General features: G+C 39.0%; 18 protein-coding genes. 6 read left to right on the plus strand and 12 right to left on the minus strand.

All coding sequences use genetic code 11. The annotated features are described in order from the left end of the window. Positions 1 to 37: 37 nt before the first annotated feature. The 3 genes from AACU32_RS26115 to AACU32_RS26125 all read right to left on the minus strand — a co-directional run bounded on the left by AACU32_RS26115 (position 38) and on the right by AACU32_RS26125 (position 4,644). Entirely contained in the window at positions 38 to 1,405 is a 1,368-nt protein-coding gene (locus AACU32_RS26115) for an NAD-dependent succinate-semialdehyde dehydrogenase (RefSeq protein ID WP_096604083.1), read from the minus strand. 430 nt (positions 1,406 to 1,835) lie between these two features. Continuing rightward, the gene (locus tag AACU32_RS26120) at positions 1,836 to 2,720 is read right to left on the minus strand and encodes a DUF4351 domain-containing protein (protein WP_096604084.1); all 885 of its coding nucleotides are present in this window, start codon (positions 2,718 to 2,720) and stop codon (positions 1,836 to 1,838) included. 298 nt (positions 2,721 to 3,018) lie between these two features. Then, positions 3,019 to 4,644, minus strand: coding sequence for an adenylate/guanylate cyclase domain-containing protein (locus tag AACU32_RS26125; RefSeq protein WP_096604085.1), 1,626 nt, complete (start codon positions 4,642 to 4,644; stop codon positions 3,019 to 3,021). A 247-nt stretch (positions 4,645 to 4,891) separates the two neighbouring features. Between AACU32_RS26125 and AACU32_RS26130 the strand changes: the two genes are divergently transcribed. Continuing rightward, a complete protein-coding gene (locus AACU32_RS26130; protein WP_096604086.1) occupies positions 4,892 to 6,364 on the plus strand; it encodes a serine/threonine-protein kinase in 1,473 nt (490 codons plus the stop codon). Positions 6,365 to 6,506: 142 nt separating this feature from the next. Here AACU32_RS26130 and ylqF read toward each other — a convergent pair whose 3' ends face one another. Beyond that, positions 6,507 to 7,388, minus strand: coding sequence for a ribosome biogenesis GTPase YlqF (gene ylqF, locus AACU32_RS26135; RefSeq protein WP_096604087.1), 882 nt, complete (start codon positions 7,386 to 7,388; stop codon positions 6,507 to 6,509). Between the two features lie 59 nt (positions 7,389 to 7,447). Further along, positions 7,448 to 7,837 carry a VOC family protein gene (locus AACU32_RS26140; protein ID WP_096604088.1) on the minus strand — a complete coding sequence of 130 codons (390 nt, stop codon included), beginning with the start codon at positions 7,835 to 7,837 and terminating at the stop codon, positions 7,448 to 7,450. Between the two features lie 84 nt (positions 7,838 to 7,921). Between AACU32_RS26140 and AACU32_RS26145 the strand changes: the two genes are divergently transcribed. From AACU32_RS26145 to AACU32_RS26165, 5 genes are all read left to right on the plus strand, one after another. After that, the gene (locus tag AACU32_RS26145) at positions 7,922 to 8,347 is read left to right on the plus strand and encodes a DUF1877 family protein (RefSeq protein ID WP_339378285.1); all 426 of its coding nucleotides are present in this window, start codon (positions 7,922 to 7,924) and stop codon (positions 8,345 to 8,347) included. Positions 8,348 to 8,422: 75 nt separating this feature from the next. Further along, the gene (locus AACU32_RS26150; protein ID WP_096604090.1) at positions 8,423 to 9,352 is read left to right on the plus strand and encodes a cyclase family protein; all 930 of its coding nucleotides are present in this window, start codon (positions 8,423 to 8,425) and stop codon (positions 9,350 to 9,352) included. Positions 9,353 to 10,001: 649 nt separating this feature from the next. After that, the gene (gene lepB, locus AACU32_RS26155; RefSeq protein WP_096604091.1) at positions 10,002 to 10,574 is read left to right on the plus strand and encodes a signal peptidase I; all 573 of its coding nucleotides are present in this window, start codon (positions 10,002 to 10,004) and stop codon (positions 10,572 to 10,574) included. A 209-nt stretch (positions 10,575 to 10,783) separates the two neighbouring features. Further along, positions 10,784 to 10,915: a hypothetical protein gene (locus AACU32_RS26160; protein ID WP_339378286.1), complete on the plus strand. Its 132-nt coding sequence runs from the start codon at positions 10,784 to 10,786 to the stop codon at positions 10,913 to 10,915. 75 nt (positions 10,916 to 10,990) lie between these two features. Beyond that, entirely contained in the window at positions 10,991 to 11,722 is a 732-nt protein-coding gene (locus AACU32_RS26165) for a PoNe immunity protein domain-containing protein (RefSeq protein WP_096604092.1), read from the plus strand. A 37-nt stretch (positions 11,723 to 11,759) separates the two neighbouring features. Here AACU32_RS26165 and AACU32_RS26170 read toward each other — a convergent pair whose 3' ends face one another. The 7 genes from AACU32_RS26170 to AACU32_RS26200 form a co-directional block, all read right to left on the minus strand. Next, the gene (locus tag AACU32_RS26170; RefSeq protein ID WP_096604093.1) at positions 11,760 to 13,640 is read right to left on the minus strand and encodes an ABC transporter ATP-binding protein; all 1,881 of its coding nucleotides are present in this window, start codon (positions 13,638 to 13,640) and stop codon (positions 11,760 to 11,762) included. 162 nt (positions 13,641 to 13,802) lie between these two features. Next, positions 13,803 to 14,522: a class I SAM-dependent methyltransferase gene (locus tag AACU32_RS26175; protein WP_096604094.1), complete on the minus strand. Its 720-nt coding sequence runs from the start codon at positions 14,520 to 14,522 to the stop codon at positions 13,803 to 13,805. A gap of 778 nt (positions 14,523 to 15,300) precedes the next feature. Then, positions 15,301 to 16,995, minus strand: coding sequence for a GUN4 domain-containing protein (locus tag AACU32_RS26180; RefSeq protein ID WP_096604095.1), 1,695 nt, complete (start codon positions 16,993 to 16,995; stop codon positions 15,301 to 15,303). A gap of 129 nt (positions 16,996 to 17,124) precedes the next feature. Further along, a complete protein-coding gene (locus AACU32_RS26185; RefSeq protein WP_096604096.1) occupies positions 17,125 to 19,146 on the minus strand; it encodes an ABC transporter ATP-binding protein/permease in 2,022 nt (673 codons plus the stop codon). A gap of 157 nt (positions 19,147 to 19,303) precedes the next feature. After that, positions 19,304 to 19,708, minus strand: a complete 405-nt coding sequence (locus tag AACU32_RS26190; protein ID WP_096604097.1) for a hypothetical protein — start codon at positions 19,706 to 19,708, stop codon at positions 19,304 to 19,306. A gap of 127 nt (positions 19,709 to 19,835) precedes the next feature. Beyond that, positions 19,836 to 21,926 carry a patatin-like phospholipase family protein gene (locus tag AACU32_RS26195; protein ID WP_096604098.1) on the minus strand — a complete coding sequence of 697 codons (2,091 nt, stop codon included), beginning with the start codon at positions 21,924 to 21,926 and terminating at the stop codon, positions 19,836 to 19,838. A 211-nt stretch (positions 21,927 to 22,137) separates the two neighbouring features. Continuing rightward, positions 22,138 to 23,115, minus strand: coding sequence for an MvdD family ATP-grasp ribosomal peptide maturase (locus AACU32_RS26200; RefSeq protein ID WP_096604099.1), 978 nt, complete (start codon positions 23,113 to 23,115; stop codon positions 22,138 to 22,140). Positions 23,116 to 23,136 lie beyond the last annotated feature (21 nt).

Consider the following 23,136-nt stretch of genomic DNA (forward strand, 5'->3'; position numbering starts at 1 on the left):
AATGACTATTGACTCTTGACCATTGACCCTTGACTATTTATTTGACCCACACAGTTTTAACATTGACAAACTCATGTATCCCCTGGATACTCAATTCTCTGCCATACCCAGAACGTTTAATACCGCCAAAAGGTAAGCGGGGGTCGGATTTCACCATACCGTTGATAAATACCGAACCAGCTTCGATTTCTTCAACTAAGCGATCGCGTTCTTGGTCGTTGGTTGTCCAAGCACTTGCGCCTAAGCCAAAGGGTACGGAGTTAGCTAGTTTAATGGCTGCATCAATATCTGGGACACGGAATAATAAGGCGACTGGCCCGAAAAATTCTTCTTGGGCGATCGCACTATCTTGGGGAATATCTGTAATGATCGTCGGTGCATAGTAATTTCCCGGTCGATCTGATATAGAATGTCCACCTGTAAGCACTTTCCCGCCACTGTTGACAGCAACTTGTACTTGTTGGTCTAAATCCTGGAGAATACCAGGGGTAGCCAATGGGCCTAAGTCGGTGTCTGGTTGCATGGGATCGCCAATTTTTAAGGTCAGGAATTTATCTAACAACAGTTTTTCAAATTTGTCAGCGATCGCTTCTGCAACAATAAAACGTTTCGCTGCTATACAAGATTGCCCGTTATTCAACATTCGTGCTGTAGTTGCTGTGACAACTGCTGCTGTTAAATCAGCACTTTCTAACACGATGAAGGGGTCACTTCCGCCCAATTCCAAAACTGTTTTTTTCAGTTGTTTTCCCGCCGCCACAGCTAAAGATATACCAGCCGGTTCGCTTCCGGTTAAGGTAGCAGCTTTAACGCGATCGTCAGCCATTAAATCAGCAACTTGCGCAGCACCGATTAACAGAGTTTGAAACACACCTTTGGGAAAACCCGCCCGTTGCAGAATATCTGCAATTGCCAAGGCGCATTGGGGCACATTGGAAGCGTGTTTAAGTAAACCCACATTCCCCGCCATCAGCGCCGGTGCAGCAAAGCGAAACACTTGCCAGAAGGGGAAATTCCACGGCATCACAGCCAGAATTACACCTAATGGTTGGTAGCGGACAAAACTTTTACTTGCATCGGTTTCTACGGGTACATCAGCCAGAAAACTAGCAGCATGTTCGGCGTAGTAGCGACAGACAAGGGCACATTTTTCGACTTCCGCGATCGCTGCTTTTAAAGGCTTACCCATTTCTAGAGTCATTACCTTAGCAAATTCTGCCTTCTCTTGCTCTAAAATATCGGCAGCTTTTTGCAGCCATTGCGATCGCACCTGAAAACTAGTTTTGCGATAATCCTCAAAAGCTTGACCTGCTAAATCCAGGGCTTTGGCGATTTCTATCTCATTCAGCGACTCAAAGGTTTTGAGAGTCTCCCCAGTGGCGGGATTAATGGTGGCGATAGCCATTACCTGACCTCCCGTTTAAAAATAACTTGAGCAGCTTCTTAGTGTTACACAGATCCATTGTGGAAGCTACCACCCAAATTGTAGTATTTTCATTAAGAATTCGTGGGTTAATATTACGATTTCAAAATAAAAATAGAAATAAACTATACAATATCTTCTGTATTTATACCTGAAAAAGACCGAAGGCATCAGGAAAGACAAGTAATTTTGGTTTTGCAGATAGTCCTGTCTTCTGTGCCAAATAGTTGAGAGCAAGTGAATTTTTGACAAAATTTAACCGGATTACTAGTGGTCTATCGCATATCGCATTAATTATCTGGGGAGAATGAATTCGTAGCCAGGACTTCAGTCTTGGTTCTTGAATCACTCCCTCTGCTGACTACGAATTTATCAAAAATTTGGCGATAAACCACTAGAGTTTAGCGATTATTCATCTTGATTGTTGGTTTAACCAAGTTGATAAATCAGCCAAACTAGAGAAATCTAATAATGCTTCTCCTAAATTCTCTAATTGTTCAATAGATAAACCTTTAACTTGCTCAGTTAATGATGCATCAATGTCACCAAGACGGCGATTCAGTTGACGTATAACTAGACGTTGTTCCCCTGACTGTACAGCTTGTTCTCTATCTCTTTGATAAAGTGGTTCTAGTCGCATAATTAACTCCCTATCATCTACTTCTAATTCTTGATTTACTCTCAAGTTTTCCCGCAAGTTGTAAACTAATTCGAGTGTTGCTTGTTGGTATGGATAATCTAATGGTAACGCCTGCAACTCAACAATCGCTTGTGACTGCACACTTCCCCTTCCCAACAGTCTCAACCACAAAGTCTCCGGTGTTTGCGGTAGTTGATGTATCGCCACAATTGCTGTCCGTAAAGCATCTGGTAGAAAATGTACTCCCGATAACCAAGCTGATTTTTGGATAGTTCCAAAGCTAGACAATCTAGTTTCCGATACAGTCGGTGTCAGCACCCACAATTTGGGAATTTCTGAATCCTGGAGTTTGCTTTTATTGGCTTTAGCTTCTCGTCGCAGCGCAGCTTTGACTTCTAATAATTTTAAAATACAGTCGCATATTTCATCAGTAGAAGCTGGATTGCGGAATGGTTCTATGATAGCCGGATGTTCAGCAAATCTTCCTAGTAAACCCAGTACTTGTAAATTAGAGCTTTGCTGTTGAGCAGGCGTGAAGAAAACATCTATTTCTTTAATCTCCCCTGAAACTTTTTCCGAAGCTTTGACTTCTCCGTAATCTTTGAGTAATTGTTCAAGATAGTCTTTGGCAAATTGGTCATGTATAAAGCGGGTCATTGAATTTCAAGGCTGGATTTATGTCAAGCAAAAAACACAAATATAGGTAAGTTTACACCCTTTGTTTATGGTTGAGTTTGGGAAGATACTAAGTCTTTTCTGTTATAGATGTGATTGCGATCGCAGTTCTGGAAAAAAAAGATTGGTGACCAGATATCAAACAAGCTAAGAAAATTAATCGCAAAACTGGTAAATTTGAACCATATTCACCAAATAATATTGTCTGCGAAAATCCCAATTTAGCTTAAAAGTAGCCAACAGGGAATAATAAGCATCAATGCCCAATGGACTACATTATTCATTGATGCATTGTGGTTTGATAAACCTTAATTAAGCGATTAATACCTTTAAAACTATAACTTCCCATTTCTTGAAAGTCTGAGGGTTCTGCCAGCATTTTGTAAGTTACTTCACTAATTACGCATTCACCAGGAGGACAAACTGCTTCCATGCGTGCAGCTAGGTTAATAGTAGCGCCTAAAGCTGTATATTCTACCCGTTGGGAGCTACCAACATCTCCCACAACTGCTTTCCCACTATTAATTGCAATGCGTAATTGTAGAGGTTCTTGCCAAAAACCATTCATATTCAGACGTTCTAGACGAGTTAGCATCCCCTTAGCTGCTGCTGTGGCGCGGTGGGCATGATCTGGTTGCGGTTCGGGAGCGCCAAAGAACGCCATAATACAATCACCAATATATTTATCTAAAGTGCCACCATAAGCAAACACTTCTTGCAACATCTCTTCAAATAAATTATTGAGTAATTCGGCGATCGCAGTTGGTGTTACCCTTTCAGAAATAGCAGTAAAACCAACTAAATCCGCAAACAAAATGCTGATTTCGCTTTCTGCGGGAGGTAAACGTCCATCTGGTAACCTACCTACAGATATCAACTGCTGATGAACTACAGCCGGAGAGTGATAACGTTCTAAGCGATGACGAATTACCTCTTCGTTTTTCAGTTTCTCTAGTAATAGCCAGCGTTGGACGCTGGAAGCCACAAGGTTGGCTAAAGCCGAAAAAAAGCTGAGTTCTTCTTCACCTTCATTTGCCCAATGGTAAGAAGATAAATGTGCATCTGCATAGAGAACACCAACAACTTTATTTTCATCCCATAATGGCACAGCCATGACGCTGCGAATCCCCTTGACTAAAACACTGTGTTCTCCAGAAAAGCGGTCATCTTTATGGGTATCAGCCGATTGAATCACCACTTTTTCGTCAAATACCTTTTGACAAATACTACGACTAATCCAACTGCCATCAGCTGGTAGAGATAGTTGTTGGGAAGCGTTTCTCGTAGCAGCATTGATTAATTCCAGATGACCGCAGCTACTAACATCAATTAATAATGCCAAGCGATCGATGCTGTCGAGGTAGCGAAAAACTACTTCTTGCACTTGGGAGAAAATCGCTTCTATTGATGTGGCTGCACAAAGATTTTTAGCAATATCAACTAAATCTTTGAGTCTGGCAATAGTTTTATCTTTATTACTCAGTTCACCATCTTTACCATCCGCTTGTATCCATTGCTGTTGCAATTGTTTGACGTTACGTAAAATCGTTTTTTGCTCAGCATTATCCCTATTTATCTCCTGCTGAGTCATCAACTGTTGTGCAGCTTCATCGACGATCAACACAAGTAAACTCACATTACCCAACCAAACAACGTCACCGTTATGCAACTGTTGCGGACGGGTAAGGATACGTTCATTCACCTGTGTGCCATTTTTACTGCCCATATCCTCAATCGTCCACACACCATCAGCAGTCTGGACAATTTTGGCATGGTTCCGGGAAACTCCCCCAAAAGGTAGATACAAGTGACATTCCGGTAATCGCCCGATAGTGAATACATCTTGATCGACTGAAACAACGGTTTCAGTATCTCCCTCTTGTAGACGCAGTTTGAGTTCAGTCATGAGTATGAAATATCTGTCCTGGAATCTGGAGGTTCAAGCATGTTTGAGATTGGAGATACTCAAAGGGCCAGCCTTTGGCTTTATATTTATGACATTATGAACGGCATTTCGACAACTAGGGGATAGTGAATATTACGGAACAATTATATTTAGATATACATCACCATAATGGTGAAATTCGCAATAAACTTTTTCTTTGATGAGAAAGTGTATTCTAGTTAACAGTTAACCTCAGTCCAGCTATACGATGATCGGCAGATTACTAGACCAACGTTACCAAGTGGACGAACTCTTAGGCAAAGGCGGATTCGGTCATACTTATATAGCCCTAGATACTCGCCGTCCTGGAAACCCCACTTGCGTCGTTAAACATCTCAAGCCTATTACTAGCGACCCTGACTTTTTGCCCTTAGCTAGGCGTTTATTTAATAGGGAAGCCGAAACGTTAGAAAAGTTGGGACATAATGACCAAATTCCCCGACTTTTAGCTTACTTTGAGGAAAACGAAGAATTTTATTTGGTACAAGAGTTAGTTGAGGGACATCCCCTTTCCTGGGAAATGGCTCCAGGAAGTAGGTGGAGTGAAGAGCAGGTCATCCAACTACTGCAAGATGTGTTACCTATTCTAGAATTTATTCATAGTCATGGGGTAATTCATCGCGATATCAAACCCGAAAATTTAATCCGTCGTGTTGCCGACAATAAAATAGTCTTAGTGGATTTTGGGGCTGTCAAGCAAATTAAAAGCTACTCATTGATGACCACAGAACAACTCAAAAATGATACTGTGGCTGTGGGAACCCCAGGTTATATGCCAAGTGAACAGGGACAAGGTAGACCGCGTCCTTGTAGTGATATTTATGCCCTAGGGATGACTTGTATCCAAGCGCTTACAGGTTTGAATCCCAAGCAGTTAGGAGAAGATGCTGTCACTGGCGAGATATTATGGCAACATCATGCCCAAGTTAGTAACCAATTGGCATCTCTGTTGAATAAGATGATCCGCCATTATTTCAAATACCGCTACCAAACAGCCACCGAGGTACTGCAATCACTCGCTTCTATAACTAACGCCAGTACACCAGCTGCTGTAGCATCTGTCGTCACCCAAGTGGTAGGTCATTATTTGAAAGATGGCTATGTGACTGCAACCAAAGTCATGCAATATCTTCAGGAACTAGCAAAGCCTTGCTATGTTCCACCAGATAACGAAACTAACTCTAGTTCTACGGCACAGCCACTAACTGCTGCATCTACCCTCAGAGCCACTGAGGTGAAAAGTACGCTCTCAGCTACTACTTCTATTCCTACGCGATCGCCTAGCAGTTTCCCATCTCGCTGGCGTTCGATTCCGCAATCAAAGCAAAAATTGCGATTGCTGATTGGGGGTGGTGCGGCGATCGCTGTAGCTGCTTTTGGGATCATGTCTGCTAATCACTCACAAAAACTTTCTTCAACGACTGCTAAAAATGAAGTTAAGCCAGTAGCAAATAATCATCCAAATACGCCTGAACAGAAAAAAAGTTGTCTAATTGTTGTTAGTTCCTCAAACTTACGCTCTTCATCTGGATCGGGACAGAGAAGAACAGGTAAAGTGATTCAAGCAGGTACTCAGGTGATAACTACAGGTAAAATCGATGGTGGCTGGGTAGAAATTAGTTCTCCAGAGCCAGGTTGGATTTGGAAAAGTCGGACAAAAAACACTTGTGCTGCTAAGTAGTCGTCATGAAAAAGGGGCTAGGGGCTAGGAATAGCCTTTTCAAAGTGACTTGTAAAATATGTTTTTTCTGGAGTGATCTCTGCGCCCTCTGCGGTTTAAAATTCATTTATTTAACCACAAAAGCACAGAGAAAAGTTACGAATTAGTTTGGTGGTATCTCCAAAGGTATTTCACCCAATAAACATTTACGATAATCTGTTAAAAGTTGCCTTGCAGCTCTTTCGACATCACCTTTGTAGCGATGTTCGGCTAAAGCGTGCAAGTATGCTTCTCCTGTGTGGGGTGAGGAGTCGAGATCATATCGAGTTTCTAAAGGTTTTTTTGGTAATAAATTAGTGGCTACATCTTGAAGATAATTAAGTACATTTACGAGTTCTGATGCTACTAGCTGATTATCATAAGATGCTTCGCCAATATCATCACAAATAGCTAATTTTAATGCAGCATCTTGGTCTTCTAACTTTAGAGGAATTACACCAGGCGCATCCAATAATTCCAATTGTTCGGAAATTCTCACCCAACGCAATTGACGAGTCACTCCCGGACGGGCGGCACTTTCCACTACCCGTTTTCCCAGCAGTCGGTTAATTAAGGCTGATTTCCCCACATTAGGAAAACCAATCACCACCGCACGAACTGGACGGGGTAACATCCCGCGATCGCTTCTTCTTTGATTAAGTTCTACTCCAGCTGCTTGTGCTGCTTTTAACACGGCTGTTACACCTTGACCATGTTGCGCATTGGTAAAATAAGCTACTTCTCCCTGGCGTTTAAAGTAGTCTATCCACAGCGATCGCACTTGGGGAGAAATCATATCTAATCGGTTCATTACTAACAACCGTGTTTTATTTCCCACCCACTCGCCAATTTGGGGATGGTGTGTCGCCAAGGGAATCCGCGCATCTCGTACTTCCAATACCACATCTACCCGCTTTAGCTGTTCTTTGAGATTTTTTTCAGCCTTAGCAATGTGACCGGGATACCATTGGATAACGTTTAATTTATAGTTTTGAGTTAAAGCCATTTGTCATTTGTCCTTTGTCATTGGTCATTGGTCATTCGTCCATACTAATAATTCTTGATTCAGGACTGATGACTCTGTGTAGGTGCTTGATGTAGAATCAGACGATTGCCATCAGGATCGTAAGCATAGATTTCTCTACCGTGGGAAGCAATTGTCATATTTCCGGGTGGGGGATAACCCAAGGATATCAGGTGAGCGATCGCCGCTTCCAGGTTACTCACCTCTAAACACAAACTTATCTTACTTTTAGCTGTAGTTTCAAATTCAGCCTCATGTGTGCTTTTGGGTTGAAAAATACCTAGCCGCAAACCCGAAAGCTGAAACTCAGCATACACCTTGGGCATCAGATTTGTGGGATTTTGTCCGAAAAACTGTGTATAGAAATTCACTAAAGTGTCAAAATTCACAGTTGCTAGAGTCACAAAAGCATCAGTATATTGAAAAATCATAACGGTCATGCCAATTCTGGATGAAGATGCGCTGATAGGGGACTTACAAGAAATAAATTACCCCTATTCCGTAGTGCGAGCATCTTGCTCGCTACTGATGAGGAAATTTATGCTTACTTTGAAGCATTAGAAACTAGCGATCGCTATCTAGACTTTGATAAGTACTGGCAGTCGCTTTACTTCGTATTCACAGGCGACTTCCCATATGACGCACACAAAACGAACAGTGAAACTTGGCTTGACAAGATGTTTATGGGAGGAACAGCAACACATTGGGAAGCAACTTATGGAATGGTGCGTTATTTCACAGTAAGCGAGGTTCAAGAAATAGCTGAAGTGTTAAGTCATATCTGTTTCAATAACTTACAACAGCGTATTAATCAGCTATTGGCAGATCAAGAAAGCAGAGCTTATATGAAGCCACATTATCTCAATTTATATACTCGCTGCCGCCATTTTTTTACTAAAGCATCTCAAGAAGGCGATATTATACTTTTGTCATTTGACTAAGTTTTTATGGCAAATTATAAGCTGCATGAAAATTCAGTTGAGTGAGTGTATTGCTGATAATTGAGAGCAAACTGTATGCAAAAATTTGCCTTTTTGTGTTTAGCAATCTTCTTTACCCTTCTGTTGTGCTTATCCCTTAATGCTGCACAACCGCATCCTCGGCCTCCTCTATGGCAGGTATATCAACAGTCTCTTAAAAAAGCCAAATATGTTGACCTTACCCATACAATTACTCCTACTATTCCTGTATGGTCAGGATTCAGTGCTTCTAAGTTTGAACCAACAATTAATCCTCAGACTCTTCAAGCATACAATTACAAAAAAGATGGCTTTGAAGCTACCCATTATGACCTATCTACCGATCAGTTAGGTACTCAGCTAGATCCACCGGCGCACTGGAACCCTGACTATCCCGCTATTGACGAGTTACCTGCAACTTTTGCTGTACGTCCTTTAGTGGTGATTTCCATGCAAGACAAAGTAGCTCAAAACCCCAATTATCATCTCACGGTGAAGGACATTCAGGCTTGGGAAAAGAGAAATGGTAAGATTCCCGAAGGCTCAGTTGTATTTGTGCGCTCTGATTGGTCTAAGGAATGGCCGAATCCAGAACTGGCTACTAGAACTAAGTTTCCTGGGGTGAGTCTTGATGCTCTCAAGTTCTTACATTTGCAACGCCATATCTTGTTTCATGGGCATGAACCCCTTGATACAGATAGTACCCCAACTTTGGAAGGAGAAGCCTGGTTGTTGCAGAACGGATATACTCAAGCCGAAGGTGTGACAAATCTCGATCAAGTCCCGGAAACAGGCGCACTAGTGGCGATGGGTTATCCCAAATTTAAAGGTGGTTTGGGTGGCTATGCTCGCTATATTGCTATCTGTCCCCCCAACTGGTCATATGGTGTATCAGTAGGTCAAATACCAGAATCTCCACTAAAGAAAGCAGATAAACCACTTTACTGGGATAAACAGCTTGGTGTTCGCGTGAGAAATAATTCATAATTTGTCATTTGTCATTTGTCATTTGTCATTTGTCATTTGTCATTAGATTTATTTTTGTGCTGACAACGAGGTAGAGGGGATGAGGGAGACAAACAATTCAAAATTCACACGAAATCTTTTTGTCCCATGACGGCAGTTCGCCCACAATAGACTCCTGCGTACCCGTCACTGCTTCCCCCATGACGGCAGTTGCTACAACGGAGGAGACCTCACGCCAGTTCGCTCAAGTCGGAAAACCCGCCCACGCGACTGGCTCCGCAACGCACTGCCTCCCCAATGCCCAATTACAAATGACCAATGACCAATAAAAAAAACCGACTGGCTGTATCGCTCTACCAGTCGGCAAATAGCTAACTTTTCCAGAGAAGACAATTAAACGGAGAATGTTCTAAAACCTTGCCTTATAATTGCAAAAGTTAGGTAATGGTATTGTAATTACCTACTTACTATACCTAATATTTGCCTTGTATCGTACTTAACAGGCTATAGGTTATTCTCAGCGTTATTGCCTATAATTGGTAGATGCGATAGCCCTATTATTAATACTTGTAAGGGTTATTGGTGAAAACCCAGCTTGATTACAAGTATACCTTGAGCGTCAAAATAATCAAGGTATTTGTTCCACTTTTTTAACTGGCTGAAAAATTCTATGGATGTTCACGAAAGTGATGTAAAAGATACTCCAGCGGCGTCAAAAATATGGCGTAGTTGGCAAGAAAATCTCATTCTGATTGCGATCGCTCTATGTTTGGCATTTGTGATCCGGACTTTTATTGCCGAACCCCGCTATATACCGTCTGATTCGATGTTACCCACATTACATACAGGCGATCGCCTGGTTGTGGAAAAAATCTCTTACCGGTTTCACGCTCCTAAAACTGGAGATATTATTGTTTTTCAGCCACCGGAAGAACTGCAACGTCGCGGATATCCTCAAGACCAAGCTTTTATTAAGCGCGTCATTGGTGAGCCGGGAGAGATAGTGAGCGTTGCCCGTGGTAAAGTTTACCTCAACGGTAAAGCTTTAGAAGAAGACTATATTGCGGAACCACCGAATAGTCCTTACCCAGCACACACAGTTCCAGAAGGCGAGTTTTTTGTTATGGGCGATAATCGTAACGATAGTAACGACTCTCGCTACTGGGGTTTTTTGCCGCAAAAATATGTTATTGGTCGAGCAACATTCCGCTTTTGGCCTCTTAACCGGATTGGGTTTATTTAGGCACACAAGGTAATGAAAAGGCAGAGTCTCTGCCTTTCTTCTATCAAAATAAGGGCTGTTAACTGTTGTACGAGCGGGTTCACAGATATCCTCATTGATCGACAATGATCTAAATAACACTTCTTGAGTTTCTCAGTGCGGCGCGGTCAACTCCCAACAGCCCTGACGATTGATTGTGCAACTTAAAAGCAGAATAGCTTAGTACTACTGTGTTGATTGGTGCAGGCGCACTCGCAGGTGTCCTTTTTGATGCCAGCACTCGTCAATTTGCACTCAATCAATGTTGGGAATTGCGCGTTGATCCCGGTGGTAAAGTGACAAAAACTAAAATTAATTGGTAACAATAATGGTAAATTTGGTTAAATTTATCCCGTGGAAAATAATTATAATTCACTTTTCTCTGAGGATTGGGTAACATGCAAGAGCAAAAATTAACAAAGCGGGAAACCTTTAAAGAGCAAGCTTATTTTGACGAGCAGGTTCGTTACAATACGGAGATGCTGAAAAAATTTAATGACGTAATTGAGAACCCCGATACAGGATTAGAACATCGGACAAATCTGCGTCATACCGTCTTCCGACGACAGCTTGAACAGCTGATTACTCGCTATTCTCGTGGTGAAAAAATTGAGTCTTTAAAAGAGTCATTTCCACAGATTGTTGATGCCTTAATTGCCTATCATGAAGAACCCGGTCACGCAGTTTATAATTTTAAATATTTTGATGCATATATATACGCTTTGTGGTTAGTTTCTTTGGCTATCCTATTGGATATAGACGATGACTATTTTAATAAACTAATTAGAGAACTGAATAATAATCGACGAGATGCGATGTATGAAAGTCTTGTAGCTTTACGTGTATCAGGCCGTTCAGAAAATTCCGAAATTCTTTACCCTAAACCTTATAATTTACTTTTTGATGCTTTAAATTCTACAGGAACAGAGCAAATAAACCTAATCAAGAAGTTTTTAACACAATACTATAAAGGTATGAAAAAAGCCTATTGGTATGATTCTCATTTGGGAGAAGATGCTGGCTTTTTTGGTTATTGGTGTTTTGAATTAGCTGCCTTTGTGAAAATGCTAAAAATAGATGACAGTAGTTTCTATGAAAACATCTTTTATCCTCGAGATTTAGCTAGATAATCATGCTAGGGGCTAGGGGCTAGCCCCTATACACAACTTAAGTTCCTAACATTTGTAATTGATGTAATGTAGCATACATTCCCCCTTGTTGCAATAAATCCTCATGGCTTCCTTGTTCAATGAGTTCGCCTCGTTTTAAAACAAAAATTCGATTGACGTTGCGAATTGTGGATAATCGGTGAGCGATAATAATCGCGGTGCGTCCTACCAAAAGCTGGTTTAAGGCTTCCTGAATTAAAGCTTCTGTGCCTACATCTAAGCTAGCTGTTGCTTCATCTAATACTAAAATTTGCGGATTGCGAATAGCAGCGCGAGCAAAGGCTAAAAGTTGCTTTTGTCCGCTAGAAATATTTGTACCTCTTTCTCTTAGTTGAGTATCATATCCTTGGGGTAATAGTTCAATAAACTGATCGATATTAGTTTGTTGTGCTGCTTGTTGGATTTCTTCAAAGCTGTAGTTATCGCCTAGGGTGATGTTGCTTTTAACATCACCAGCAAATAAAAATCCCTCTTGTAAAATTACTGCTAAATAACGTCGTAATTCTGCTTGAGGTAAGTCGCGAATATCTATACCATCAACAAGAATGCGTCCTTGGGTGGGTTCATAAAGACGGCACAAAAGACGAATAATTGAACTTTTACCTGCACCTGTAGGGCCCACTAATGCGATTTTTTCCCCTGGATGAATAGTGAAATTTAAGTCTTTAATCACATAATCATCGTCCTTGTAGGCAAACCAGACATGTTCAAACCGGATTTCGCCTAATTCAGGTGAGGGGTTAGCATCGGGAGATTCGAGATTAGCAACTACCTCGTCTATGTAGCCAAATTTTGCATCATAAATGGAGATGCGAGAATTATAGCGATCGCGAATTTCTATTGGTTCATCTAAAATGTTGGTTACTCGTTCAATAGCGGTAAAACCCGCTTGAATTACAGTGAATTTTTCCGCAAAATTCCGCAAAGGGTCGAATAATTGTTGAGCATATAAAACAAATGATGCTAAAATCCCAAAAGTAATACTTTTGCCCAGTAACAACCAACCACCTACTACCAGAACTCCCGCGATCGCTACTAAGCTAATCCACTCTAAAATAGCTGAAACTGCTGAATCATAAAAGATAGTTTTATCTATTTGCTGCTTGTAACGTTCGTTGGTAGTGCGAAACAGTTCAGAATTGAATTTTTCTCGCCGGAATAACTGTACGACATTAATACCAACAATATTTTCCTGTAGCTGAGAATTTAGCACCGAAAGTTCTTCTCGTGCTTTGTAATTTGCTTGGCGATACTGTTTTTGCAAGTAAACAATTATCAAGCTAATTGGCAAAAGTATCACCAACAACAAAGATGCAAGTTCCCATTGCAGAGAAAACATCAAACCAATAATCACCAGCATGGAAAATAAATCTGAGACAATGCCTACTGCCCCAGTAGAAAAAACATCTCCCAAGGCTTCCACGTCGCTGGTGAGTCTGGTAATTAATTTACCAACAGGTGTCCGGTCAAAAAAACGCACAGATAAAGATGTTACATGATGAAATAAGTCTTCACGAATCTCCGCTGTGATTTGTTGTCCTAGCTTTTGTACGAGATAACCTTGAAAACCTGTAAATAGCAGTCTGATCGTAATAGATATCAGTAATAAACCTTCTAGAATATTTAGCCCTTGCAACAAAGGACGATTTCTCAGAAACTCATAAACGCTGGGTTCCTTACGAATTAGAGAGATTGCCTGTCCAATTAATAGTGGTTGTACCGCATTAGCTATGGCAATGGGTACAAGTAATAACATTGACAGCGCTAGCAATTTTCCACTACGACGGGCATAAGGTACTAAGCGCAAAAATAACCGCCAGTCATTTTCACGCCGACGGTATTGTGTGTAAGATTTTTTCAGGGATGGGTAGCTGCTCATAGTACAAGCATTATAGTGAACTACCTACGCACATTGCTACCTACCTAAAGGGGAATTGTCATTGGGCATTGGGCATTGGGCATTGGGCATGGGTAAGAAAACTCCCCACACTTCCCTCATCCCCCTCTGCCCCTCATCCCCCTTCAATGGGGAAACGCTATTTCAAAACTGCACCTTATATAAGTTAAATAATTCTCCAGATTGTCGCGCCAGAATCTTAGCGCCAGTGGCTTTAATTGTTTTTTCCCACTCAGCTAGAGATTCGAGAAATACTTCCGCACCCAAATAAGTTTCCAGAACAGCCCAATCTTCTGCTAAGGGTTGTTCGGGGTTGAGGATATCAAACACAAACTGTCCACCGGGTTTGAGGACTCGTTTGACTTCCAGCAATACAGCATTCCAATATTCCAGAGAAAAATAGCAACTAAATCCTGTGGCGATCGCCAAATCAAACTGATCTGCGGCATACTTTAACTGATGGGCTGCGCCTAACTCCACTCCTTTGAATAGCTTGGAGTTCAACTGGGAACCACGAGAATTGAGGGTATCCTTAGCTATGATGCTGATTTCTTGACCGTAAAAGTATGCTTGCCAATCACGCCAAGGATAAATTAAGAAGCTGACACCACAGCCAATATCTAAACAGTGTTGATTCTTTTGCGGTTTGCCAATTTCCCAGAAGCAAGAAGCAATTCTACCTGGTAAGGTACCGGTAATCCAATCTCGATAGATTGGCATTTCCTGTACTTCTGTCGGTAAGTCGAAGGGTTGATTTTGATATTGCTTGTTAAACCTAAATGCAACTTGGGCTATTCTTTCTTGCCATTTTTCTGAGTTATGGCTAGGGATGTTGTAAGGCGTTTGGGAAGGATTTTTAGACATTAAGGCTGTAATAATTTTTCAGGACTTTAGTTAAGTTCTAGTTTAGACAAAGTATTAGCAGTTCGTAATCAGGACGCTTGCAAGAGGTGAAAAATAGTAATAACTCTTGAAGTATCTTCAAGGATTTGACCTCAGTGGAGGGATTTTCAGAGAAAATGACTTGAACAAACTTGCTAAGTGAATGCACGGAATTGATTAGCGAAATTGGAGGTAGAAATTCAGCAGGGAATGGAGAAATTGGAAGTATTGTCAGTAGACCTAAAAGTTCTGCGATCGCGAACAGAGCGATACCTGTAAAACTGACTGTTGTCAAAAAAACCGTATTATTAAATACATTTTTTAGAAAACTCCTTGAGCAGCCATCAATAAACAAAACTAATTAATCACCTAAAAAGTTAAGGGTAACGCGCCCACCAAAACATAGTTATGGATCTGTAGTATGCAATTTTTGTAAAGTATGGAGGTAAAGAAGCAAAATTGAGGATTATTTAGTTTTAACCAATATTGTGCTGAGCACTCATCTTCATTAACTGGCGTAATTGTATAAAAGACATTGAAACGATGATCTCCTGGCCCGAGTTTAAAGTATGCCACTAGTGGACGGAAGATGCGGTAATCGTAAGTGTTGAAAATCAGTGGTGCTTCTTGAGGATTAGTTGAATTAAAATCTAGTTCCCATAAACCACATTTAAAACTAATCCCATCACTCAAAGACTCTAATCCATAGTAAGCAAAACTTCTATTTCTATATCAGAATGCTTCATATTATTTATTAGCTCTACTTTATACTATTAACTTCTAACATTTCGTTACAAATTTGGACGCGAGAAAAGAATAAGTGCATCTGCCATACTAGCCAAGTCCCTACTCGCCATGCTGCCATTGAAAGGGGTTCCGCACATGAATTTGGAGATATGTCAACAATATCTTGGTCATAGTGTAACCATTTAACTGGCAGATGCCCCATCGGTGTCATCGGAGATAATTTAAAAGTTAGTTGGTTGTAGTTTAACCAGTTTCCCTCTTTTCGCCAACCAAGGCGATCGCCTAGTCTCTTTTGGGTTTCATAATCTATTTGACCACCTATTGCATCCCAAATGCTTTGCTGCACGCTAAAGCCAAAATAACCATAACTGTAATGTTGCCAAAGTTGATCGATTTTACGAAAAGCTTGACAAGAAAAGTTAAGAATGTCTTCTTTATAAACTTCATTCCAATAATTCTTCCCCATGAGTTGTAACATTAATTTAGCAGTTTCAATATCAGCTTCTTGCCATTTGTACTGAGCAAGTAAATTTTGCAATTTGCTGTAATCAATGTTCCAGTTACTTTCCGCTTTTTGAGTAAACTCGGTATAATTATTAGATAGTTCTGCTAATTCCGTTTTTTCAATATCAGGTTGAGAATGAGAAGACACAAAATCTGCTTCCACTATCCCTAGCACTTTTTTTTGAGCAGCTAGTTGAGTAGACATATAGCTAGATATCAAGCTAATCGTTTGATTTACATTGATTTCATTCTTAAGCAAATCAAAATCATAAACCTGTCCATCTAATAAGTGTGGCTGAAAAAAAGCATCTTGCAATCTATCTTTTTTCTCATAGCTAGCTACTAATAAATCGAGTATGTTATGAGAAATTGTATTAGTCTCTTGTATGGTTAATAAATTTGATTGAGGATTTGAATTACTATTGGCTAAATTTTGGATTTCTTCTACAGTTGCGTAAAAACTTGCATCTACTTTGACTACCTCATCTATCAAAGATTGAAACGGACTAAAGTATTCTTGTAGATAATTTTCCAAATTGATTGCGGTTTCAGCTATTTTTGCTATTTCTTGACGAACTTTTGTAGCTCGGATTTGATATTCATAAATTTCTTGATATACCTCTATATCTTTGACTATTTGCTGAATAGCTCGCTTTTGATTTTTGGTATCTTCTGATAAGTTTTTAATTCCTTCACTGAGCAATTTAACCTTTTCTAATATTAAAATATTCGTCTTGCTTAACAGTAAAATTGATTTTAAATTTTCTTTTTTTTCCCACTTTAGCCTTTCAATGACTTGAAAATTAGAAGCATTTTTTAATTCTAGGTTGTTTCTTTCTTCATTAATTTTTTTGATTTCAATATATTTTTGATTAAACAGATTTATCCAATCATCTATAAATTTTAATAAAAAATCTTGATAACTATCTTTATAGTTTTCTATAAAATCAAGAAGTTGAGTATAATCTTTGATTAGTAATTTAACTTCTACAAAAATCTCTCTTTGGCTAATTTTTTGTTTTTGTTTAATTATCCCCCAAATATAAGAATGCGTTTTAGTTCCACTTTTAATCAAAGTTTGACATTTTTGAATTTTTTTTTGGATTTTTTTTATTTTTGGATTCTTTAAAATAGGAAATTTATATTTTTTTTCATAAATTGTAATCGAGGTACAAGTAATTAGTTGCTGCTTTCTAGCTAACATTAGTGATTCTAAGATATATAAGTAGCTGCTAAATTATGATTCATTTCAATACCTGAAGATGTTTGTCATGGTCTAAAGTCAAACTACTCTTTTTGAAGTAGACAATTTTACTTCACAATATGAGTAGTCTTAATTCCGTATCCATTTCAATACCTTCGGGTCTTTGTTATAACGGTACGTAACTTTATCATTTGTAATAATAGTCTTCCCTTGACTTGCCTTGCTTCTAATAGTGGTAAGAGAATAGTCTGTTAATGCTTGAATCTCTTTATGAGAAAGTCCTACAATTGTAGTTGGTGCTGTTGAGTTTTCTGGTTCTAATTGAAGTTCATTATGAGATAAAGCATCTATTGTAATTTGCTCTTTTTCAACTGGTTTAACAGCAATTCCTTTTTGCTGCCTATAATCTTCTATAGAAACAAGCTGCCAACTAGTTTCTTGTGAAAGTTCTAATACCCATTGATGATAATTAAATAAGCTTTCTCTGTGACCAACACTGATAAAAGTTGTTTTCGTTTCTTGTAACTGTTTATATAAATTACCTTCGTTATTCAAATCTAAAGCACTAGTTGCTTCATCTACAATAGTGAAACTTGGATGCGTAATTAATAGCCTTGCAAAAGCGAGGCGTTGTTGTTCTCCTAACGACAATATGTTTTCCCAAGCAACTTCTGTATCAAAGCCATTTACACGAGTAAGCAAGTGTTGCAGATTAACTTGTTGTAAAATTTGTTCGAGTTCTTTGTCGTTCATTTTTCGGTCTGTATGCGGATAAAGTAATTGTTCGCGCAAAGTACCTAAAATGATATAAGGTCTTTGGGGTAAAAATAAGACTTCTTTTAGGGGAGGACGTACTAAACGACCAGTTCCTGCGTTCCATAAACCTGCGATCGCTCTCAACAAAGAACTTTTACCTCTACCGCTAGGGCCAACAATCAATAACCCTTCGCCTGGTTGAACAGAAAGTGATAAATCTTCAACAATCACCTGCTCATAATTTGGTGTTTGTAAAGTGACACGTTCAAAAGCCAAACGTTCTTCTTCTATGATTTGAATGGTATTGATATTCTCCGGTTGTTTACTAACAGCTTGTAGTGCATCTGAAAACTCAGCAAAACGCTTTACATAACTAGAAAATCGCCCGGAAATATTAAATTCACCTATTAACTCTCCCAGGGCATTGGAAAACATAAAGCAAGCAAAACTAACTTGGTTAATTTCTCCATAATCAATTTGATTTTGAATAAATAAAGGCGTGAGAATAAACATCGAAAATACACTAATAGCAGACTGATATGCTCTGCCAAAAGCGTCTTGACCTTTCTCCAAATTCAGCCTTCGTTCAGCAGTTTCTAGAACATTATTAAATCGACGCTGAATTATATTGAATTCTTCCTCTTCTCCCTGAAAAAAAGCAATCGATTCAGCATGGTTACGAACATGAGTTAGGCAATAAGCAAAGTCTGCCTTAAATGCAAGTTCTTGCTGATTAACTATACTTATTGCTTGGTTCAAGTAAACAACTATTAAATTACCAATAACTGTATAAATAACTAAATAGAGTGCGATCGGTGGAGAAACTGTCCAAAGAATTATTAAAGCACTCCCCATTTCTAAAACTTTTTCTAGTAAAACAGTTGAAAATCTCAAGGCACTACTAGTAATAGGTTCTATTTCTTGAGATAGACGTTGATCTGGATTATCTATATCAGATTTAAAATTGATTTTATAATAAGCTTGCTTGCTCAAATATTTTTCTAAAATATAATTATTTAGCCATTTATACCAATCTAAAGTGATTTTTTTGCGGAAATATCTCAAAAAAGTTATTAAGATGACTGTCAATAGAATAATGAGAGAGGACAGCCATAAAGTACTATTATATTTATCAAGGTCTCTCTCTTCAATAACAATATCAATTACATAGCGATTCCAGTAACTATTTGCAGCACTTACACCTATCACTGAGATTATTAATAATACTAGAATAATCAGCATTCCCCACGAACGAATCACATCTGCGAATGCTCTTCCTTCTGCTTTTGTTGGATACCAATAAGGCCCGGCAACTATTTTCACATCCTGCCAAAATTGAGTTAACGCTGAAAAAGGATTTGTTGTGTTTTGCTCACGTGCAGATGGAGTTTGCATATTTTAAAGATGAGCCGTTATTAATTAGACTATTAATTTTGAAATGGCCTTTGAGAATTAAGTTAAACTCAGAGGCCATTTTTAGTTTTAGAAATTGAAGATTTTTATATCCCCCTAAATCCTAAAAAAAGGTTTAGGGGGCAGAAAATCAAATGCACTAGATTACTGGTTCATCATCTACAATTTCGACCGTTCTGGGAGTAGGCCCTTGTTCAGGCTCAGTAATAACTACTGGGCTAATATGATGTTTCAGTTTGAGCTTGAGGTCATCTGTAATCGGTAATTCTTGAATTTCTTTAAGGAGAAATCTCACAGATTCAGTTTTGCTACGCTCTGTATAAATGAACTTGAGAATGGTTTCAATCCCAAATGCTCCTATATATTCCCCTAGAATGCCTACCAGACCAAGTAGTCCTAAACCTCCTAACAAGCCTAAAGGCCCGCCCAGTGATGAAAGCATAGCGACAACGGCGGCGACACTACCCCCTGATGTAGACGTTGCAATCACGAAAAGTATGCCAGGAAGCCCCAAACCAGCAATTTTTTTGACTAGTTCATCCATTGTATTTACCTACAATCCTTATAAGATGAAAACATGAATAATAGAATGATTACTAATTTCTTTTTTGAAGAAATTAGAATCTTATATATCGCACCAGAAAAAGAGTGCAAGATACAATAAACCTAATTTAGCTCAATAAAAGACTACAAAGTTCATCGATTTGTTGACTTTTTTCAGAAATGAGTTTATGGGCTACAGCTTGCAGCTGACGAGTATTTTGTAGTTTGGTATTGTCTATTTCTTCTAGTTCCGCATCTAAAAATGTTTGAAAGCGATAATAAAAACTTTTAGCTTTTTCATCGCTAGGTTCAAACAACTGTTCTAATTTTCCAGAGACAACTTCACTACCACTGTCAAACACAATATTTAAAAGTGGTCTTCCCCATTGCAATAGCCCCCAGTTTTTGACTTCTTTATAAGGGTACGTACTTGTCAGCGAACCAGTACCTAAAGAAACTACTAAAATATCTTCTATATTAAGAACTTTTTTTGCTTTTCGTTTACTAGTAATTTGTGCTTCTAAAATAGCTAAATGGGCTGGATTATTGGCGAATACCCCTCCATCAATTAAAGTATAGACGCTGCCACTATTGTAAGGATTTACAAGCCGATGGGGAGCAAAATAAGTCGGAGTTGCAGTAGTGCCTAATGCTGCATCTAAAAGCGTAAAACCACTACATAACTTGTGAAAATTTTTAGATTCTAGCTCTTGTTTTTCTAGTTTGTTTGTAAAAAATACCGGAATTCGTTGTTCTATATCGTAACTAGTTACAAAAACTTCTTTAAGATTATTTTCTAAATTGGCATTGCCAAAATACTGGCTGAGAATTTCTTCTCTGTTTTTGGAAGAATATTTTGGTTGGAGAAATATATCCTCTATTGGGCCAATTAGTCTTTCAAATAATGGCTCATAAAATATTTCTACCCCATACTCAAGAAATAGTTGTACCATATCCTCAGCAGTGTATTGGGCTAGTGGCAAATCAGATACATCAGAACTTAATCGGGGTTTAGTTAGTCCCAGTGCCAAAATTCCACCGCTGGAAGTGCCAGTAATTAAATCAAACAAACTAAATATAGGCTTTTGTGTCCGCCTTTCAATTTCTGCTAGGATAAGTGCAGGAATAATACCCCGAATACCGCCTCCATCAATGGAAAGTATTTTATATTTGGGCTGGGCTTGTGTATTCATAGTTTCTGGCGGTTCCCCCTGAGTTAATGTTTGTGCTTGTTGGATATTGGCGGGTTCTTCGGTTTGGTCTTTTTTAGTTTCCTCCTCTGACTGGAGAGTTACCAAGGTTGGGACAATTTCGGATTCTTCGCTGTTTATTTGTAGCTGTTGAATTTCCTTTGGTGCGTCTTCGTCCTTGCTTATTAAGGGTATTGTTGCTGCTAATAAATTTGTGGTTATTGTTGATATATTTTCTTCGGGAATAACTGGTCTCTCAATTTGGATCTCTTGTTGGATATCCTCTTGATTGGATAATTCCTCTACAAATGGCACCGGATTGAATGATTGGGTTGCAAATGGAATTTGTGCTAACTCCCAACTAGGATTACCACGAAAATTGCCTTGATAGGACTTGCCAGTTTTGTTTTTAACTGTTGTTCCTTCGCCGTCATCTAATTTCCAGTAAGCGATTAATCCTTCTTCATCCCCAGCTATTAGCCCACAACGATGGGTTTGGATTTGTGCCTGAGTACATGGATAATTCCAAACACTAATATTTGCTAATTGCCCTTTAAAATAAACTTGTTTGTGTAAAGTTGCACCCAGAGTTACAGAACTTGTTGCTTTGTTTAAAGATGAACCTCTAAGAGAATCGTGATATTCATTTTCATCAAGATATACTGTGATTTGACCGCTATTAAAAACAATGGCAAAAAAGTGCCATTGTTCTATACTTAATTCTCCTTGACCAAAGGTTTTGATACCTTTACTAACAGTTTCATCAATAAAAACATCTAGGCTTCCAGTTTCACTGATACCGAATTCAAAATTATCACTGTATCGCTCTGAAGAACGGGCAAAAAATACATTACGTGTTCCGTAACTAGTGGCTTTATTTGTTAGTTCGTATGGATTTATCCATCCAGAAATAGTAAACGCTGAACTTCCTTGAGCGAAAACGCCGCCAATATCGTTTCTACCAAAATCTATATAATCATCTACTCCATCAAATGTTAAAACTATTTGTGTCTCTGCTAAGTTTGTCACAAGAATTTTATCTCCAAATATAAATAATTAGTAATTTCAAAATAAGGTATTAAATATCTAATAAATTTAATCAGATAATTCACTATTAACTTTTAAACTTTGTCTATCATAAACGTGGTTGCTACTTAATTCTAGAAAGTTATGGCGAAAATGGCTTTTAAATGGATAGCTATAAGATAGAGGGCAAGAAAAATAAATAATACTCAATGTTTTAACTTTTATTAGTTAGTAATACTTCTGCGATCGCCTGCGAAATAGTATAATGTGGCGAATATATTTCCATCCAAAAAAATTCCCCCACTGGATTAACTTCGAGGAATACGTGCCGACCATCGGGAGTGAGAATAATATCAATTGCTCCATAGTTTAAGCCAAAATAAGCCATCAATTTGAGCAGTTTTTTCTCAATATCTTCTGGCAAGTCGTATGGTTGCCAATTCTCAACCAAAGCTCTTCCTTCTTTGCGCCAGTCATAATTAGATCCTGACAAGCTTTGAGAGTTTACTGCCGCAGTAAATACGCGGTGTCCAACAATAGTTGTCCGCAACTCCAGCGCCTTCGGTACGTTTTCTTGAAATGTCATCGGACAAAAACGCAGTCCTGCCATATTCTCCAAATCGTCATCTGTCACTGGAGTAGTAAATACAACGTTTTCTCGCCCCTGCTCATCATATATGGCAAAGGAAGAAAGCATTTTTGTGACTATACCTTGTTGACACTTTTGAGCAAATTCTTTAACTGCTTCGGGATTGTTTGAAGTCAGAGTACGTGGAGTTAAAAGTCCGAGTTTTCGTGCGACTTGCAACTGTAGTTGCTTATTATTAGCCCGATCCACATTTGACATTTTATCCAAGTGGAATCCTTGAAGGCTAACAATCATACCTCTAACAGTAGCGCGACATTCATTAATTGACGCATCTCTATATTGCTTGTCCATTGAGTCGGGAATTTTCTGCCCGTAGCGCATCCGCCGATACCAAACTGAGGACACCTCACTCAAATCAAGCTTCTGTTCACCATCAGTAATAATTACCCGTTCTGTATCGCCGCAATAAATATCTAGCTTGACTTCGGTGGGATATTTATCTGTATCAAACCGAAAGGCTTTTTCTCCTCTAGCTTCAATTTCTTTAATTACTAGCGGAATGCTTTCGTTGTCTTGGCTAAACGTAACTATTAATACGGTCATGTAAAAATTTTAACTAAAGTG

Origin of the sequence: Calothrix sp. NIES-2100 (assembly GCF_963875285.1) — a bacterium.
Lineage (GTDB): Bacteria > Cyanobacteriota > Cyanobacteriia > Cyanobacteriales > Nostocaceae > Aulosira.

What these genes read in the sequence shown, in the direction of transcription:
- ylqF (WP_096604087.1), bottom strand. Translation starts at nt 7,388, where the DNA reads ATGGCTTTAACTCAAAACTATAAATTAAACGTTATCCAATGGTATCCC.
- AACU32_RS26180 (WP_096604095.1), bottom strand. Translation starts at nt 16,995, where the DNA reads ATGTTAGCTAGAAAGCAGCAACTAATTACTTGTACCTCGATTACAATT.
- AACU32_RS26140 (WP_096604088.1), bottom strand. Translation starts at nt 7,837, where the DNA reads ATGATTTTTCAATATACTGATGCTTTTGTGACTCTAGCAACTGTGAAT.
- AACU32_RS26200 (WP_096604099.1), bottom strand. Translation starts at nt 23,115, where the DNA reads ATGACCGTATTAATAGTTACGTTTAGCCAAGACAACGAAAGCATTCCG.
- AACU32_RS26120 (WP_096604084.1), bottom strand. Translation starts at nt 2,720, where the DNA reads ATGACCCGCTTTATACATGACCAATTTGCCAAAGACTATCTTGAACAA.
- lepB (WP_096604091.1), top strand. Translation starts at nt 10,002, where the DNA reads ATGGATGTTCACGAAAGTGATGTAAAAGATACTCCAGCGGCGTCAAAA.
- AACU32_RS26115 (WP_096604083.1), bottom strand. Translation starts at nt 1,405, where the DNA reads ATGGCTATCGCCACCATTAATCCCGCCACTGGGGAGACTCTCAAAACC.
- AACU32_RS26150 (WP_096604090.1), top strand. Translation starts at nt 8,423, where the DNA reads ATGCAAAAATTTGCCTTTTTGTGTTTAGCAATCTTCTTTACCCTTCTG.
- AACU32_RS26185 (WP_096604096.1), bottom strand. Translation starts at nt 19,146, where the DNA reads ATGCAAACTCCATCTGCACGTGAGCAAAACACAACAAATCCTTTTTCA.
- AACU32_RS26190 (WP_096604097.1), bottom strand. Translation starts at nt 19,708, where the DNA reads ATGGATGAACTAGTCAAAAAAATTGCTGGTTTGGGGCTTCCTGGCATA.
- AACU32_RS26125 (WP_096604085.1), bottom strand. Translation starts at nt 4,644, where the DNA reads ATGACTGAACTCAAACTGCGTCTACAAGAGGGAGATACTGAAACCGTT.
- AACU32_RS26170 (WP_096604093.1), bottom strand. Translation starts at nt 13,640, where the DNA reads ATGAGCAGCTACCCATCCCTGAAAAAATCTTACACACAATACCGTCGG.
- AACU32_RS26165 (WP_096604092.1), top strand. Translation starts at nt 10,991, where the DNA reads ATGCAAGAGCAAAAATTAACAAAGCGGGAAACCTTTAAAGAGCAAGCT.
- AACU32_RS26130 (WP_096604086.1), top strand. Translation starts at nt 4,892, where the DNA reads ATGATCGGCAGATTACTAGACCAACGTTACCAAGTGGACGAACTCTTA.
- AACU32_RS26175 (WP_096604094.1), bottom strand. Translation starts at nt 14,522, where the DNA reads ATGTCTAAAAATCCTTCCCAAACGCCTTACAACATCCCTAGCCATAAC.